The sequence below is a fragment of the Roseateles sp. SL47 genome, assembly GCF_026625885.1.
Lineage (GTDB): Bacteria > Pseudomonadota > Gammaproteobacteria > Burkholderiales > Burkholderiaceae_C > Roseateles.
The window spans coordinates 4,198,750-4,217,446 of sequence record NZ_CP113068.1 but is presented as its reverse complement, the minus strand read 5'-3'; the positions used below and the strand labels follow the sequence as shown (position 1 = coordinate 4,217,446).

Here is an 18,697-nt window from a genome sequence, read left to right as displayed (position 1 = left end):
CTCAGTTTCCTTTGCTCGCAAAGGCGCCGCCGAGCTTGAGCCAGCCTTCGCGCAGTGTCGGCGGCGTGTCCGGCAGGGTGGCACCACCGCCGGGCTGCACGATGTTGCCGTCCTCGCGCCAGACGGAGACGCCGGTGCGTTCGATCCAGGTCCAGGTGCCGCCGACCGCGCCGGGCAGCGGCATCGTGAGCTTCACCGGGTCGGTCAACAGCGGGCCCATGCGGAAGGTGACGAACATGCTTTGCAGGGCAGCGCTGACGGGTCCGGCGGGCAAGGCCAGGTACTCGACGGGCTGGATGCCCGAGACGACCGGAATCTGGCCGCGCGGGTCCACCAGCGCCGTGAGGTACTGTCGCGTGTTGCCGTCGGCCTGCAGCGGATAGGTCGCGTCGGTCACCACATAGGGATTGGACGTTCCCGGCGTGGTCAGTTGTGGCAAGGTCCGTACCGCATGGGCCAGGCGTTCAGCCGTGCTGCCAACACCGCTGGAGATGAGTCGGCGCAAGGTTCCCAGGCTGGGCGTGTAACCACGTGAGGCGAAAAAACAGCTGTAGTCGTCACCCAGGTAATAGCCGGTGGTGCCGTTGGAATCGAGACCGTGGTCCCCCACCCTCACCTGCGGCGAAGTCTGGGTCAGGCCGTTATCGTTATTGAGGCCGGTGCTGGCCCAATCCTGGCGCACCCAGGGGTCGCCGGCCACGCCCAGCGAGGTAGCCATCCGCACCACCGCCAGCGGTCGGCCCACCAGCACCGACAGATTGCCGCTGTTGGGCTGACCCAGCGGGTCGGTCTTCCACAAGGTGACGTCGATGGCATCCAGCAGCGCCTGCAGCGCCGCCACCTGGTTGATCCCCTGGGCGAGGATGCCGTTGACCAAGCCCGCCAGATGGGTGTTGTGGATCGCAGGAGGCGCACCGAGTGCGGCGCCGCTGCCTGGCGCGGCATCCCAACGCACCGCCTGCCCCTGGTCATTCTCAATCTGGATCAAGGCGCCCAGGTTGTTCCCCGCCGCATCGAACACGGTGAGGCTGCTGTCCAGGTGGTTGGGCAACAGCCAGCCGCACAAGGGGCTGGTGGCGTCCGACGAGTTGCTCGGAAGGGCATCGTTGGTGGCATCCACCAGCCAGGCCGCCAATTGACTGGACTGCGTGATCCGGGGCACCAGTTGCGCGGTGCCGGGCACACTCGCCGTTTTCATGGATTGCGAGACCACCGGCCGGACATTGATATTGGTGTCGATGGCCTTGAGCACCTGTCCGAAGGCATCCACCACCCACAGTTTCTGGACAGTGAAATGGCCGGCGCGCAAGGGATAGAACTGCTTGCCAGTGGCTGCGGGGATATAGCCGCTCACGCCCCCGGTCATGGCCGCCTGCGGCGAATCGATGATGGAGGTGGGCTGGGCCAGGCGCATGCCGAATTGATCATTCAGGCCGCTGAGCGACTGCGCGAGCACATCCAGATTGGTGAGCGCCGTTGCTGTCTGCTGAAGCGCCGTCACATCAAATTGCAGCAGTTGCTGCACATTCGCCGGCACAGCAAGAAATTTTTCTATGGAGACGTTCAGGCCAATGGCCTGGTTGGGCGTGAGCGTTGTGCGGCCGGTGTAGACATCGGTGGGCGTGCCAATGGTGGATCCGGTCCACACGTAGTCCACATCGTCCAGGGACCAGTCCTTCAGCATGCCGGAAGGATTGTCCCCGGCGGCGCTGGGGGACCACCCCACCTGCCAATCCAGGTAAACCGGGGTCCACGGGGTGACCCAGGGATCCACCGCAATTGCCGAGGGAGGCACGCCCTGGAAGCCGACCGCTGCCGCCAGCAGCCGGCCATCCGCCAGGGCCAGCCCTTCTCCGCTGAAGGGCAAGGCTTGCTGCGCCTGGATGACGGTGGTCAGCGCTTGCAATTGGTCCTCGGAAGGGTCTGATACACCCGCCTTGCCGTAGGCCAGCCGCGCCAGCCAGCGCGCATTGGCAGGGTCCAGCAGCAGGGTTTCCACCCAGAACTGAGGGCATTCTTTCGGGATGCCGCTGCCGGCCAACAGCACCGGCTGCAAGTCGCTTCCATCCAAGGTCACCAGCGTGGACGACCCCGGAGGAACGGCCACCGTGAGCGATGTCAAGGTCTGGCCGGTGAAACGGCCGGCTGCGCCGGGATCACCCGCAAATGCCCCCGGCTGTGCGAGTTTGCTGTCGGTGCCTGCACCGGCCACCAGCACGACCGGATCCATCGGTGCAAAGCTGCGCGGTGCCTTGATGCTGCTCAGTTCATAGTCCTTACCCAGCAAGGTGCCCAGGGTGCTGCGATCGCTTGCCAGCTGGGCCTTCAGGCCGTCGATCTCCGTCTGCTTGGTCGGGATGCTGCCGGTGCCGGGGGCGGTCAGCTGCTGCACATACGCGGTGATCTGGCTCTTCGGGATGCCGGTCCGCGGCGCCCAGTTGATCTGCTTCCACAGCGCGGCATACAGCGCCTGCTGCAGCGACAACAGCTCTGCCTGCGCCTGATCCAGCTGCTGCTGCGTCGCGTTGATCGACACGAGCAGCTGGGTCTGCGGCGAGGTCAGCGGCAATGTGCTGTTTCCTCCCTGGGCATTCAAGGACACATTGGCATCGCCCGGCCGGGACACCACCCACACATCGCCGGTCGGCAAGGAGCCGAACCGGGCCGCCTGGGTGACCATTTCGAACTTGGCCCGGTCGGTTGCGTAATCGAAGATCAGCGAGTTCTGGAAGGCGAGCAGCATGGTCTCGACCTCCTCCTGAACCGCTGCAGGCATGGTGCTCGCAATCCACGCGGCCAGTGCCTCCGCCGCATTGCTGCCGATGGCGACGGCGGGTGGATTGGGAGAATGCGCTACGTCGGTGTAGAGCGGGTAAGCGTAGTTGTTGCCCTTCCACTCGATGCTGTGCAAAAACGCCTGGCACAAGGTCTGGGAGGCCCACTGGCCTTGCGCGGGCGTCAGAGGCGGCCCGCCGGTGATGGGGTTGGACTGCAGCCAGTCCTGCCAGGCGGCCTGGGCGGCGGTCACGCTGGTGAGCGTCGTCCAGTCCAGTCCGTCCATCAAGGCCTGCCACTGCGTGCCGTCGGTGAAGCCACTGCCCGCACCGAACAGCGGATCGTCCGAGGGTGTCGCAAACCAGCCCAGCACGCTGTAGGCATACGTGCCCTGCGCCGAATCGGGCAACGGATCATAAAAAGCAAACACATTGCCCACATTCGCATACACCGCGGCAAAGGCCACGTTGCCCGGGGCAATGGCCTGCAGAAACGCCGGCTGGGCCCCCGGCAGGGCCTGCCAGCTCGCCAGCGTGAACACCTTGCCCAGACCGGTGTAGTTGACCTCGCCGGTCGGGTCCGGCCAGGAGGTCGTGCCGTCGGCACCGGTGTAGTCGCTCTGCAGGACCCAGGCCGTCAAGGTCGGCGCATCACCGTCCTGGGCGACAAAAGATCGGGTGATCAGCCAGCGGTTGGGCGCCGGAGGGAACTCCACCGCGCCCTCTGCATCGGGTTGCAGGCCGCTGCGCAAGGCCGAAGGCAACGTCCAGGTGAGATGCAGCCCGGTCAAGGGCGTCCCGCCGTTGGTGGTGAACGGTCCGGCCGCCGGGGTGCCATACGGCAGTGCCGAGTAGTCCATGCTGGTGTTGGCCCAGGTGGCCCCGGTCTGATTCGGGGTACCGATCAACAGAGCCTCGGGATACATCGGGACCCACAAACAAGGCCCTGCCCAGATTGGATTGACGATGGCGGTCATGCGCCCTCCCCTTTGGACGCCTGAGGCGTGAACGGCTGGACGCCCGCGCTTTGCACCATTTCAATGGCGAATTCGGCGCTGGTCACCCCTTGCGGAGGAAGCGCCTTGGCCGCCGTCAAGGCGGTCGTGATCGAGCTGACCGTCTTGGTGACGTCCACGACGTCACTCATCGTGCCGCTCCGCATGGTGACGGGAACGGTCTGGGTGCCGATTTGCTGGCCCGCCTGCGAACCGCTCACATATCGCAAGGTCGATGAATAGTGCCCCTGGCCGTCGTCGATGACACCGAAATGCAGGCTTTCCGAGGGCTGATGGATGCGCACCTCGGCGGGGGTGCCGTTGAACAGGCACAGCAGCACATCCGTGGCGAGTCGATCCAGTCGCAGCAGGCCGACCTTGCCGCCTTTGGCATCGGTGGCGGTGACCTCGATGCCGGGCCACCCGGACACCGCTGCGGACCGCAGCAGAAAGCCGGACGGCGGGCCGGCGGGTGCAGCCGCCACCGCGCCGGTCAGGCCTGCTCGCACTGCGGTCAGATTCTGCAGGGTCTGATTCACGATGTTTTCGATCTGGCCGAGCAAGGCCAGCGACTCGACGCTGGAGCTCACCCCGATGCTCACCGCACCATCAATCAGGCGATTCGTGTAGTTCTGGTCCAGGTAGAAGTAGCGGATGGACTCCGGCGGCAGCATGCTCGCCACCGGCACCAGATAGTCGAACGGGACGCCATACAGCAGCACGAGTTGGGCCAACCAGTTCACGCAGTTCTGGGGCAACGCGGGCGGGGGCTGCTGGACGGACTGCGCCAGTTGGCGGGCCTGCGGATGGGTCTCGAGGGCCGCACTCACCCCCGGCACCGCCCGTGAAGCCTGGAGCAGAGCGACGCCGGCCAGATCGGCCAGTTGCCGAGTGCGGTCAATGGCAGATTTCATGCGGCTCTCCGGAAGTGGCTGAAGGGGAGGATCACGACTGCCCCCCCAGCACATGGTCGATCAGACGCAACAGCGGGTCGCTGGAAGCATTGGCCGGGGCGTTGCCGGGCCGTACTGCCGGGGCCTTCAGCTGCTGTGACCGCAAGGCATCACCGCGGCGCGCATGGGGGGTGACCTTGGGCAAGGTCGGAGCCGTTTTGTCGGGGGTCAACAAGTAATGGCGCGCTACGTCGAACACGGTGGCCTGGGCCTGCAAGGCCGGTGACACATCGGCGGGTCGAGTGGCCGTCAAACGGGCCATGGCGGGGTCGTCGGGCAGAGTGGCCCGGCGGGCGCTCTGTGATTGGAGAGCCAGCTGGCCTTGCATCACCGTGCGGCGCCAATCAAAGATCGACCGCGCAAAGGCCGCATCGGCCAGCCCCAGCAATCGGCCGATCTGCCACGCCACGGCATAACTCTGGTCCAACAGCCCTGTCGCCGGGTCGTAACGGGTCAGGGTGTCGCTGAAGCTTGCCGCCGGCACGGCCGATGGATTGGTCGGCGCAGCAGACAGCGGGCCGCGATACCAGGAAGAGGTCTGTTCTCCGAAGCGGGTGTTGTTGACCAGCGGCACGAAGCCGATGTCCAGCGCGGTCTGCGCCACGGCATTGCCCACATCTGTGCCGTGCGAATATTGCAGCATGCCGATGCCTCCCGGCTGGGAGAGATTTCGCATCAGGCCGCTGAAGCTGCCCACACCCGCACTGGCGCGAAACCCCCAGCTCGCCAGCACGCACAGCCGCAGTCGGGCTGACGTGCCGGTATTGCTGGTGGGTGTGGTGCCGTCGCTCGCATACCCCGGCAACTGGGCCGTCCAACCTTCCAAAGACACCAGCAAGGCGGTGTAGGCGGTGTCACTGGTCACGTGCGCAGGCACCAGCCGGTTGCCGATCACCACCGAAAACGTACCGTTGGCCTGGATGCCCAGTTCCTCCTTGTTGTCGGTGTTGACCCGGCGGGCATGGCATAGCAGCGCCACCTCCTGCAGCGTGGGCGCCAGGCCGGTGAACACTGCAGCCGACACATCAATGGCGTTACACAGGCTCTGTGCCTCTTGCGGGGTCACGGCGCTGGCCGGGATGGCAGGGCCCGTGGTGCCGGAGGGCGGTGCAAGCAGTTCAGACACCGGAATCGAGAGAATCGGAGCGCCCTGCAGTTCTTCATCGGTGAGTAACAGCAGCGCCAGCCAGGGCGTATTGCCCTGAAGCGGACGCTCCCAGGGCAGCGTCGACCGGTTCAGGACGATGTGCGGCATGACGTCTGCAAAATTGCCCTTCTGCGAGGCTGGTGGATAGACCGACTGCACGCTGTCGGCCGGCAGCGTGAAGCGCGGGCCCGACACCTGGAAAGCCTGGGTGCCGCTATAGCTCGGCGCCGGGTCCGCCGTCACGTTCAGGACCTGCTGCGTCCAGCTCAGCTGATAGGTCCCGGCCACGAGCGGAGGCTCGCAGGACTCGATGAACTCGATTTGCCCCGGCTGCAGATCGGTACCGGTGGCCACCGGAATGTCTTGATCCTGGCTCATGTCAACGCCTTTTCCATGTCGGCCACCGGCCGGGTGTGCATCGTCACCCGACTGGACAGCGTGGTGCTGCTGCCCAGACGTACCCCGAAATTGGAGACCTGGACCGTCCCGATGCCTGCGGTCGCGGGTGCTTGCGTCAAGCCCAACACCGACAGCACCTGCAGCCCCGCAGCATCGCGCGTTCGTACCGCCAGCTCGGAAGACGGCGGCACTGCCGCAGGGTCCACGGCATAGACCAGAAGGACCCCGTGCGGGAGTGTCCGCGCCTCCACCGGCAAGGCTGGCTTGGCGCCGATCGACAGCACGACGGCCTTTGCCGCATCAGGGGTGGCGGCAACGCCGCCGACTTGAATCAGGACACTCCGAACGTCCGCAGAGAACACCGTGTCCAGCCAGCCGGGCACGATGCCGGCGAGTGCGTCCAACCGGTTGTGCTGGATCAGCTCCGCCAGGCTGAGCTCCGTCAGGCGCGGCCGCAACGAACGGGCCAGGTCATAACGCGGCGCGGCTTGTGGATGGAGCAGGTAGCCATCGCCGAGGAAGCTATCAAAACCTGCGCGCACCACTTGCACATCCCGGTCCCACCCGTGGATATCGCCCGCCTGATAGGGAAGGCCCTGCAACACCAGGGTGGCGGTACCGGCGGGGGCGGTCTGGGCGGACTGGCTGTCCAGACGCATGCTGCCCAGATAGGCATCGTTGTCGCCCAGGCACAGTGCCAGCACCGGCAGAGGTCCGTCATTGCCCAGCTTGCAGCGCCCTCGGGCATCCATGGAGCAGGCCAGCAAGGTGCCTTCCTGCAAGACCACCTGCAGCTCACTCGCCTGCCCCATCGGCGCTGGCACCGCAGCCAGGCCAAAGTCCTTGGCGGACTGATGGGCCTCCGGGGAAGGCGCCAGCGGGTCCCACCGACGTCCGCCGACCAAGGCCCGCACCACTCGGAACGCCCCGGGCGAAACCGCCCCCGAGGCGCCACCTGCCGTGGCCCTGCCCGCATCTGCTGTCGGCATCCGGTAGCGACGCAAGCCGCCCAGCAATGTCGGCGGGGCCAGCGAGGGCGCTTCGGTCAGGGCCGGTGGGGCGGACGGCGCCGAGGCCGCCGGCAGATTCCATCCCGGCAGAGCGGCCAGGGTTTCGGTGAGCTGTGCCAGCGTGGGCGGTGCCTGATAGACGGCCCAGCCAAGCGCGGCGACCATGGACAGATCCGGCTCCGCCACCACGGGGAGGCCCTCCGCCTGCAAGGCCGCGAGGATGGCCTCCCGGGCCGAGATCACCGACGGCAACATGATGCTGTTCATCAGTTTCGCCAGCGCATTCGACTGGTCCATGGGGGCCGCCGGGCTGTAGCGCGGCCCGCTACCGAAAGGCAACCAGTCCGGGGGCAGCAAGGTGAAGCCAAACACCTGTTGCAGGTCCATGGGACCGATGACGTTGGTCGTCACATCGGCCACGGCGGACACCTGCACCCCATTGATGGTGTTGGGCAACAACTGCCCGGCGGACGCGGTCGGGGCGGCCGGGTCAAACGGGACGTTGCCCCACAGGGCCGCAGGCGCGCTGCCTTGCAGCGCCTGCACGTTGAAGGTCGCCGTCGGCAGCGCTACCGGCTTGGCATTGGCATCGAGCACGCTCACTTGCAATGGCGTGTCCACGTTCAGGCGCGAACAGGGCTGCACCCCCATCAGCGGGCCGCTGGGCAGCGCATCCCCGCCCCATTGATCGACGGTGGTGGCGGTGGCCGGAATGGCGGTTTCCACACTCAGCACAAACGGCAGCGACTGGATCACCCAGGTCCCGTCGGGCAAGGTGGAGAGCAGCCCGGTCAAGGCCTGTGGCTTGATGGGCGACGGCGTCGGGTCGACATCGGCGGCCAGCGCCCCGACCGGGGCCTGGCTACCGGCCATCGTGGGCGACTGGGCGGGCGGCAGGAAGGACTTGGCGAACTGATCCCAAGCCAGCGTGGCGCGGTCCTGGCTGCCGTCGTCGCCGATCGGGATGGTGAAGGAGATGACGAACCAGTGCACCTTGCAATAGCCGTGTACCGGTGGTCCTTCGAGATGCAAGGTGCAGCCCAGGTCGATCGACAAGGTGATCGAGATCCCCAGCAGCGAGGTCTGGAACGCTGCGCCCACATCCACATACATATCGGCCGAGAACCAGAAGGGTTTCCAGGCGATCAGGAAGTCCGCACCGGCATTCAGCCAGGCACGCAGCGGGCCGGAGTGGAACTGCACGCTGAGCGAGCCCCCCGCCATCACCGACGACGGGGTCAAAGCGAAGTAGGCCCCGCCGGAGATGCTGACGCTGCCGGTCACCGGCCAGTTAAAACCCAGACGCGGTGGATTGGGATACCACGACGGTGGTGAGAACACCGGGTTGTAGCCGCCCAAGGTCACCACAAAGTCGCCTGCCGAGGGGCCGTCGGCACTCGGTGGTGGGTTGAACCAGAGGTAGGTGGCAAAGCCTCCGGTGAGTCGGCAGGCAGGCGCAAAGAGGAAGGAGTTGGGCGTGAGCTGTGCCTCGGCGTAGAACACCCCGTCGTCGGGCTTGAACGATACGATCAGCCCGAGCTCCATGTAGGCGATGGCGGACGACCGGGGCACCTTCGGGGGCAAGGACGCCGCCGTGACACCGACCAGATCAATCTCGAAGCTGCGGCCGAACTTCACCAGCAGCAAGGCGAAGGTGTCCAGCAACTGGAAGGAACTGAAGCGCAGGCCCGCAGCGACCCAGTAGCGGCCCAAGGCCGGCGCCACGACGCTGTCCAGCACCTGCAAGGCGCTGTCGGGTGTGGGATCACGGCCAAAGGTGTCGCTGCTCAATGCCCCTTGCACCAACGGAAACTGCTGGATCCCGCCGATCGGCGGAATGGTGATGTCGCGGTTGTAGCCAAACCCGAATGCCAGGCCTTCCACAAAAAACGGCGGTGGCCCGCCCAGTGGGATGTTGAGATTAACAAAGGCAAACAGCGAAGGCGTGGTGCCTTGCGGGGTGGTCAGCTCCGCATACGAACCGAGGGCCACCAGCGAGAACCCGGAGGTCTTGACCACCAATTGCCCGGTGTAGCTCGGGATGGCATCGGTGGTCTTCAACAGGCCGCCGCCGATGTCCACGCCGCCGCCGTTGAAGCTGACGTCCAGGCCGCGCAGATCCAGCTGGTAGGCATCGAAGTTGGTGGGATCTGTGACCGGCATGCCAACATCCAGGCCAATCACATCCAGTTTCAGGCCCGCCAGGGAGACCGATCCGTCGAACAGCAGGTCCAGGATCTCGTTGGCCTGCTGCCAGCCCGCGCCAATCGAATTGACATACAGCGGCCCGAAGCTTCGTTGCACCGGAACCACCACCTGCTCGGAGGGCTGGCCCTGTGCGTCGTAGAGCTGGACCCACAGCCCTCCCGTCGACGGTGAGACCTGGTGCCCATAGGCGGCTGTGGCCGAGAACGTGGGGCTCACCGGCGGGTTGGAGGCATCCGTCGATTGGTCGCTACCGCTGCCCAGCAGATTCTGAGCCACCGGGTTGGCGCCGGCCCCGCCAGCATTCGGTACCAGTGAAGGGGCGATGCCCTTGAGCAGGATGGCGCCGCCATAGTTGGTGACCACGCCCGGCTGGGCGAAGTCGAAGGTCACCAGTCCGCGCGGCCCGACCGACTGCATCTTGAAACGCGACAGGTTGACCAGCGGATTGGCCTCGCTGCCGGCGAAATCCACGCCCACATTGACCAGCAGCAGGCGCAGTTGATCGAAATGCGGGGTGGTGGCGTCCACCGGCACAAACACGCCGATGCCGGGCTGGAGCTGGTCGGCATCGAGGCCGGTGCTCTTGATCCAGGCGGCGTCATTGGCCCCTAGCTGCAGGGTGAAGGTGGGCACGCTGGACTTCAGCACCAGATCCGGCAGCTGAAGCACCAGACCGTAATTGCCGCTGGTGCCCGGCTGCGGGCCGATCCACAGCCCGCCAGTCTTGTTGAGCGTCAGCACCTTGATTCGGGTCGACAGCAGGCTGCTGAGCAGCCCGGCCAGGAACTGCTGGATCGACAGGTGCGACAGGGCCTCGAAACTGTTGAGCAGGTACTTGTTGTTCTGCAACAGCAAGACCTGGCTCCCCACCAGCACCTGCCCCGCGCTCGGGCCCTGCTGACCGGGGAACAGCGGTGTCGTCAGCCATTTCGAGACCACCGGGGTGTTGAGCACCACCAGAGACACGTAACGGGGTACCACATTGATCAGGATGGCCAGAGCCCATTGCGCGGCGGCGTCGCCGATCGCCTTGGCATCGGTCAGCCCGAAGGGACGCGGTAACAACGCCCGCGACAGCGGGCTCGGCTGTGCACCTCCGCCCAAGGGGTCGACGGCCAGGGTGAAGCGCGTCGCTGCGGAGTCGAAGCCGATGCTCAGCGCGGGTCCCTGGTCGCCTTCGATCGGTGTACACACCGAGGCCTGCAGGCTGAACACCGGAGCGCCGCCCGTGGGCGTGCCGTCCGGATTGAACGGCAGACTCAGGCCGCTGCGGTTCAAGCGCAGTTGCACCAGTGGCAGCGTGGGCGGGCTGAGCGTCACCCACAGTCCGAGTTGCCCGGGCGTGGTGGTGGTGTCCAGTCCGGCCAGCAGGGTCACCGGCAGCCGGGTGGAAGGCTGGTAAGCCAGCAGGCTGCCTTGCTGGGTCACACCGTTGATCAGGCCCGCCAGCAGGGTGACCACCGCGCTGATGGTCTGAGGGGCGTTGGTGGTCGACAGTCGGCTTCCGAGCCAGCTCAGGGCCTGGGTGGGCACATCGCCGGGCTTGGAAACGGCCGCCAACTGCTGCACCAGCGCCTGCACCTGCAGCGCCGTGCCGGCGGTCCGCAGGCGCTGGGCGAAATCGGCCGCACCGCCCTTGGACAAGGCATCGAGCAAGGCACTGGTCAATTGCTGGGTCAGCACCGGGACGGCGGCCTGCAAGGCCTGCATCACCAGCGTCTGCCACCCGGGGAACGGCAGGATCACAAAGGCCGGCTGTCCAACGGTGGTGCCAAGGGCCAGGGTGAATCCGCGGTCGTACCCGGTGGTGACGGACAGGCGGCTGTTGTCCACCTGCCCGGATACCGTCAGCTGGGCGTTGAACCCCGGCTGGAAGGACGGATCCAGTGACAGCGAGAACTGGAGGCTGTCAATGCGTGCCTGGTCCACGCTCAGTGCCAGCGGAGCCGTCAGTTGCGGGGTGACGGAAAAGCGTTGCAGGCCGGTATCGGCCAGGAAGTCGACCGCCAGACCGTAGGGCAGACCCGCCACCCGCACCCCATTGGGCACCGGGGACACGCTGATGCCCGAGCCCGATGTGGCTGCGGGGATCAGGCTCAGCACCTTGGACAGTTGCGCAATGTTGAGCTGCCCGTTGAGGCCCACCACCGCATCATTGAGCAACCACTGCAGCGGCTGTTCAAACAGGCCCAGCGGGGACTTGAGGTACCAGGTCTTGTTGTTGTCCTGCCAGGCCAGCCCGAAGGCAGTGGCCACGGCCTGGGCCAGTGGGTAGGGATTGAGCAGCAGCGGCTCCACCACACCGGTGACGAAGGTGCCCAGCGCGTAGGCCGGTGCCACTTTGGACAGCTGCGAGACGAAGGTGCTGGTGTCGAAGGGCCAGAACTGCACGGGCAGCGGCGCCGGCAGCCCCGTGCCGCCAAAGGTGGCAAAGGCCGTGAAGCGCGGGGACGTCGCGCCCTTGCCCAGGGGGTAGCCCAGTTGGGTGGACAGCCCGATCCCGACCGGCGTCAGCCGGGCACTGAATACGGTCTCCAGGTCGCCGGTCTGAAGATTGAAACTGGCAGCGCCCGACAGCGCCACGATGCCGCCCACCACCACCGGTGCGGTTTCCGGCACCCCCAGGCTGAGCAGGTTGCCGTTTTTCACCGACAGCACGAAGGGGCCGTAGGCCAGGCCATCCAGGTTGCTTTGCCACTGGGTCAACAAGGCGGCCAATGTGGTCTTGTCGGTCCACAAGGCGTTGAACATCTGCGGCAGCGCTTGGGCCGGATGCGCGAGCAACTGCATCCAGGCCGAGGGAATGGGCGCCCAACCGGTGTCCGCATCGGTGAGCAGGCCCAGGGCTTCGCCCAAAGCCAGCAGCGAAACCGGCGCTGCCGGTGGTGTCACACCCAGCAGTTGCCAGAGCAGGTCAAACAGTTCCTGCTGGGGCGGCGGCTGGTTCGGCAGGCCGGGGCCTGCATCATTGGCCAGCAGCCGAAGCAGCCCGTTGCAGACGAAGTCCAGCGGGCTGGACAGCAGCGCATTGAAGCCGCCTGCATTCAGTCCGGTGACCACGCCCGTGCTGCTGTCGACCTGCACCAGTCCGAGACGCGCCATCAGGTCCAGCACAGTCTTGAACGTCGCGTTGCTGCCGAACTGCTCCAGTACGGCCCCGAACGCTAGGTTGAGCTGACTGTTGAAGATATCGATCACGGCCGGCGCATCACTCGTGGATGGCAGGGCCAACAGGCTGGCAGGCAGATATCCGGTGAAGTTCACGTCCTGCAGCGTCGCCAGCGGCTGCAGCATGAAACCGCTCTGAGTCCAGCCCACGGTAACGCCAAGGGTGAGGCTCCCCAGGGTGCCGATGCCGGAAGGCGCATCAATCAACGGCGCCCCATCCACCCCGCTGAAGGTGGCCGACAGCACGGCTGCTGGCAGCATCGAGCGGGTCGGTGCGGGCGTTGCACCGAGCGCATACTCGGCCAGATTGGCGGCCAGCGCGACATCGCAGACCGTGGTCCCCACCGTGGTGGACAGCCCCCGCGCCAATCCCAGCCCAACCGAGGAAGCCGCCGGATCGATCCACACGCCCAGGTCGAAGGGCAGCGGTAGTCCGATCGGAACACGGAACGGGTCGGCAAAAATCCCGGCGCCGGCAATCGCCGGGGCCTGCGCGGCGGTGGACGCCGCCCACCCCAGCAAGCCCAGCGCCGCCTGGGCCTGCTGGGGCGTGCTGAACACTGCGGCCAACTGCGCTTGGATGTCGCCCAGCGGATCGTTGAAATTCGCGGGCGTCAGCGTTGGCATGGTCGCCGGCCATGTCAACCCCTGGGGCATCTGCCCTTCCAGATTCGGCAGCAAACCCAGCACACCGGTCAGCGCCAGTCCGGCGCGTGTCCCGCTGCGGTAGGCCGCCACGCCGAGCAGACGGGTCAACAGCGGTGCAAAGGTCGCCGCGGTTTGTGTGACAAGGTCTTCAAGCCCGCTGGCATCGGTGAACAGCATGTCGCTGCCCACCGGCATGGAGGCGCCGTTCACCACCACTGCTGGCTGGCCCACATGCATGTCCCAGATCCAACCCTGGCCCCGTACCCACCGGGTCGAAAAGCCGCTGCTGGCCACACTCAGCTGGGCACCGGCCACGGCGGGTGTGGTGTAGCCCTTCGGAAGGAGGAAGGCGCAGCCGAGGGCGGGCAACACCTGCGCGGAGGCAATGCCTTGCCCGCCTGCAGCAATGTCCAGCCGAAGCAATTCCAGGGATACGGCCATCGACACGGTCGGTCCACCGACGATGTCGAGTGAAGGTGCCAACGCCAGACCCATCACCAGCGAGCCCTCCCCCGTGCTGTCGGACGAGGGCAGGACATAGGCCAGCAATGAGACCGGCGTGGTGGAGAGCGGCGCCAGCCAGGGATCTTCTTGAGTGCCGCTCCCGCTCACCGTGGCAGGGCCTGACTGCGCCAGCAGGCTGGCAGCGGCCTGCAGCAGCGGCTGGAACGCCGGCTGGCCGTTGACCTGCACACCGCCGAACAGCAGCTTGGCATAGTAGGCGCCCAAGGCGCCTACGGGATCGGCATAAGACGTGGTGATGCCCGCAGCGCTGAAGGGCGGCGACAGGCTGCTCGGCCACTGAGCCGCCTGAGTGGGAGGCGCGGCCACACCGACCAAGGCGGCGGCATAACCGCCAAAGCTGGCGGCGGTGCTGCCGAACAGTTCGGTAAATGCCGCTGCAATCAGCGAGTAGACCTCGGTCAGGGCCTGGTTGACCAAGGAACCGGGCTGAAGCAGGTCCAGACTGGCGAAACTGCCATTCGGGGTGGTGACCTTGCGCAGCTGGAATCGAGGCAGGACCACCGTGCCACCGACATCCACGCCGATGCCCAGCCCAGCGACCAGTGAGCCGAACACGTAGGTATCACTCCCGATGCTGCCGGAGAACAGCGGCGTATCGGCCTTCGGTCCCGTCAGGCTCAGCCCGGCCTCAAAGCGGATCTGAGGGGCAATGGCCGGCTGGGTGGACGAGAGCTTGAAGGCGCCCAACTCCAGTGCCCCGCCAAAGTGCAGCAACGCCGCACCGCCCAGCGCCACCGGATCGGCCTGCACTCCCAAGCCGGGAAAGAACGTGCGCAGCCCGGCCGCATCAACGGTGGTCGCAGCGCTGAAATCCAGGCTGCCAATGCCCGGGAGGTCCAGCAGCGGCAGGGTGAATGGATCTTCACGCGAGCCTTGGCCACCCACCTGGCTGGGCTGCCCGCCGATCAACCCGGCCATACAGCCCAGCCAGTTGCTGGCCAGGGTGGGGTCGGAGAACAGCGAGGCAAACCAGCTCATGAACGGCTGCGCAGCATCACCGCCGGAGACCGCCTGGGCCACGACCGTGTCCCAGCGCAGCAGTGGCAGCAGGGTCGGGCTGCCGGGCACCTTCGGCGACAGGCCCAGGACCGGCAGCAGGTACTGGGCTTGCGGCGCATCCCCCACCAGGTCGGTCAGCGCAATCACCCCGAGCGTGGCGATGGTGCTGATCAGCTCCATGGACGACATCGCCGCCAGGTCTGCCAGCGTGTAGTCGCGTGGGGTGGTGGCCGTGGGCAACATCAATTGCTGCACCAGCACCGAGATGTCGACCGAGGGCGCGGCGAGATCGAGGCTGCCGGTGATCTTGCCGCCGTTGAAGGAGAGTCCGTCCTGGTCCACGATCGGCGCGCCATCCGCCGCCGCAACCGCAATGCCCACCTGCAGCGGATAGCCGGCCTGCCCCAATGCGAGGCCAAAATTGCCCTGGCCGAGCGTGACCAGCGGCATCAAGCCCCACAGGGACACCTCGATGCTCGCCGGGCCGCTGGCCAGCCCGGTGCTGGTGAAGGTGCTCAGGTACATCACCCCCAGGCCGAACACCTGGTTCCCCTTGGGGTCGGTGTCGCTGACCAGATAGAGCCCGGTCGGCTGGCTGGTGGCGGGGTTGTTGATGGGCATCCACTGTCCCAGGCTGCCCGGGTTTCGTACCGGAATGCCCAAGGCATGCCCCCCCACCTGCCCCAGCAATTGCGCCAGCAGGTTGGCCAGTTCGGCGCCGTTGCTCTTGAATGCCTGTCCGATGTTGCCGACCGGATCGGCGAACCAGGCCGTATTCAGCGCATAGACCGGCCCTGCCCCGGCGGGCTGGAGCAGCCCTACCGCGAGGCCCAGCGCGGCCACGGTCGGATCGAGGCTCGCGCCATTGATCAGGATGGGCGCAGAAGAGCGACCCAAGTGCTCCGGACGGGTGGCCTGGTTCATGGCTGCGTATTCCTGTGCAAAAGGGTTGTGGGCCGTGTCAGGCGCGCTGCCGGACCGTCACCGTGCTGGGGGTGCCCGGAGGTCCGACCGCCCCGCTCGGGCCCGGCTGTGCGCTGCCCCCGTCCGGGTGGCCGGCGCCCGGGGCACCCGCCTGGCCGCCGGCACCACCGAGCCCCCCGGTCGCCGGGGCCGCTTGCACCTGCACTTCCGCGTCGGGACCCATCTGGTCAAAAACAATGGCAACAGCGGCCCCCTGCCCTCCCGCGCCACCGGCGCCGCCAGCGCCACCGGCCCCGGCCGAGCCGCCCCGTCCCCCGCCCAGGCTGGCGCCACCATGGCCACCGGCGCCACCTCGACCGCCCTGCCCACCCAGCCCGCCGCGGGCCACCACCAGGAGGCTGCCACTCAATACGCCGATGTTGACCACACTGTCCTCGGCCTTCGACCCGGCCCCGCCAGCAGCGCCGATGCCCCCCGAGCCGCCCGGTGCGCCGACGTTCCCGTTGGCGCCGGGGAGTCCGGGACCTCCGGCAGCGCCGGGCGTTCCGTCCTGCCCGATGAAGGCGATGATGGTTTCGTGTTGTCCGGGCGGAGCCCCCTCCAACTGACCGACATGGGCCACCAGCTTGCTCTTGATTTCAACCACGGCACCGGCCTCCAGCATCAGACGGCCCACCACCAGATGGAGTGCATGGCCCTCCTCGGATTGCATACGCAGAACATGGCCCGATCGGACCCGGATGCCCTCCACCGCAAAATAGGCGTTCATCCGGCGCGCATCCATGCCCACGGAGGGCAGGCTGGAGGCGACCCGCGCTCGGGCAGCCCAGGCGACCGACAACACACCGTCCTCCGTGGAGGCGCTGTCGAGCACCCCGCGGACGACCTGGGTCGGCGTCAGACCGCGTTGCGCCAGGGCGCGACTGAACAGCGTATGCGCCGGGGCCGGCAGGCCCGCGACCGAGGACAGGTCCGCCAACGTTGCCTTGGGACGGCGTACCTCGGTGGACTGGGGATTCAGCAGGTCGATATAGCTGCTGATCGCGTGGAAGCTGTTGCCGTTGTAAGGATTGTCATCCCCCCCGGTGAGCGTCACTGCATCACCGACCCCGTAGACCGTGCCGTTGAGCAGGAATTGCGGCACCACATCCGCTGTCCGCGCGATCAGGAAAACAGAATGGGCCGGCACCTGCCGGGTGAAATACCCCATGAAGCTGATCAGCGCGAATGGCGGAGGACCGAAGGCATAGGTCTGGGACGGCGCGGGCTGCCCCTGGATGCGGTTCAGCGTCAGGTCGAGCATGGCCAGGCTGGCGAGATTTCCGCCGGCATCGTGCCCACACAACAACAGCGGCCCGACCGTACTGCCCGCTTTGGTGCGGCCAACCTGGATGGCACTGGCCAGCGTGCCCCGCAGGCTGTCGTAGAGCACACCAATGCCATGGCCCACGCCGGCATCCGAGGGCGCCCCCGCCCCCAACCATGAGGGGTAATAGACCAGCGTATCGGCCACACGTTCGACCAGTTCCTGTTCCGTCACCGTTCCCCGGAACGCCAGGGCCACACTGCCACTGGCAGGGTTCGCAAACACGGCTCCCCAGGTCACGCCGCCCGCCGCGATGTCAGCGGCAAAGACCCACGGGGACGGCGGAGTCGTGGCTTGGGACGGATGCTGGAAGCGCTGATAGGCCAGCGAACAGAGCACGGACAGCTGCGCGGCGGTGGTGGCCACGTAGGTGCTGGGTGTGGCCTGCACGGCGAAACTGGCGAAATCACGATGCGCATCGGTGGCATCGCAATCGGCACAGCATGCGGGCGCACGGGCCAGATGGAATCCCAGCGCCTGACTGTAGAAATTCGCCGTCCTCTCGGCCCAGGGCGCGGCGACCAGCGGTAGCGCCGCCTGCAGGGGGTAGGCCTGGCCGGTGGGTGCCAGCGCGGTGGTGCCGCTGTTCACCGGTGAGGACGGGAAGAAATCCACGCCGTCGGCGTTGACCGTGAAAGCGGTGGGCAGCGCCGCATTGAATGACCCGGCAAAGAGGCCGTCCGCATACATCGGCGACGAGAACGCATAGACCGCCAGTTCGGTCACCGGCGACATCGTCCCGTTGCCCCAGCTCGATTGAGGTTGGGAGAACGCGGCAGCCAGTTGGGCCAGCGGCCCGCCCACGGTGATGCCGGCGAACACCACAGGAAACGACTTGGCGAACACCTGCATCAGCGCCACCTGCTGCAGTGCTGCCATGAAGCCGCTCTGGACGCCGTTCCATTGCTGCAGGTAGCCCGCCTGGACCCGGCCATCGACGCTCGCCAGTGCCACGTTCAGCGTCTCATGGACCCGCGATACGGCGTGATGAAGGGTCTGAGCCTGGTCGGCAGGCCGACTTGCCGCCAAGGTCTGTTTGACCGTGTCCAGCAGGTTCTGCCCTGCCAGACGGAGATCGCTGTTGGCGTGCCCGGTGGCGGGGCTGCTGGCCAACCAGCCGTCGAGCGAGCGCTTGAACGTTTCGCTGTTGCGGTACATGACGCCCGGTAGCGCCATGGCACGGCTTTGCTGCACGCCGTTGCCGAGGTCCGGCAGCGGACGGTCCAACGCGGCCAACTGTTGATGGAGGGCAAGCGTGTGCCTGGCCAAGGCGGGCACCGTACTGGCCGGCAAGCCCAGGGTGGTGGGAATCAGGCTGAAGCCGGAGGGCGTGAACGATTGGGTGAAATCGTCCCAGGAACTGCCCAGCGCAGCGACCGCCACGGTGGCGCCATTCGACGGCAGCGTCCCCACCGCGATATAGCCTTGCCCCCCGTACATGAAGTCCCGGAAGGTCCGCGCCACGCTCCAGCCCGGAGGCAGGTTCAAGATGTCCAGATCCGAACCCGCCTGTTCCGCCATGCCCGCCAACAGCGCAGCGTCCTGCGCGCTATAGGAAAAGATGCTCATCGCCGCGCCCTC

At 66.8% G+C, this 18,697-nt stretch carries 5 protein-coding genes; all 5 read right to left on the bottom strand.

Annotation, left to right across the window (positions count from 1 at the left end):
* Position 1: 1 nt before the first annotated feature.
* The 5 genes from OU995_RS18430 to OU995_RS18410 are packed head-to-tail and all read right to left on the bottom strand — an operon-like array spanning position 2 to position 18,685.
* Positions 2-3,700, bottom strand: a complete 3,699-nt coding sequence (locus tag OU995_RS18430; RefSeq protein WP_267831473.1) for a hypothetical protein — start codon at positions 3,698-3,700, stop codon at positions 2-4.
* A 47-nt stretch (positions 3,701-3,747) separates the two neighbouring features.
* The gene (locus OU995_RS18425) at positions 3,748-4,683 is read right to left on the bottom strand and encodes a hypothetical protein (RefSeq protein WP_267831472.1); all 936 of its coding nucleotides are present in this window, start codon (positions 4,681-4,683) and stop codon (positions 3,748-3,750) included.
* A gap of 31 nt (positions 4,684-4,714) precedes the next feature.
* Positions 4,715-6,247, bottom strand: coding sequence for a hypothetical protein (locus OU995_RS18420; RefSeq protein WP_267831471.1), 1,533 nt, complete (start codon positions 6,245-6,247; stop codon positions 4,715-4,717).
* A complete protein-coding gene (locus OU995_RS18415) occupies positions 6,244-15,750 on the bottom strand; it encodes a DUF6603 domain-containing protein (RefSeq protein ID WP_267831470.1) in 9,507 nt (3,168 codons plus the stop codon). Before OU995_RS18415 ends, OU995_RS18420 begins: the two co-directional genes overlap by 4 nt.
* A gap of 37 nt (positions 15,751-15,787) precedes the next feature.
* On the bottom strand, positions 15,788-18,685 hold the full coding sequence (locus tag OU995_RS18410; RefSeq protein WP_267831469.1) for a lipase family protein: 2,898 nt from the start codon (positions 18,683-18,685) through the stop codon (positions 15,788-15,790).
* Positions 18,686-18,697: the final 12 nt, after the last annotated feature.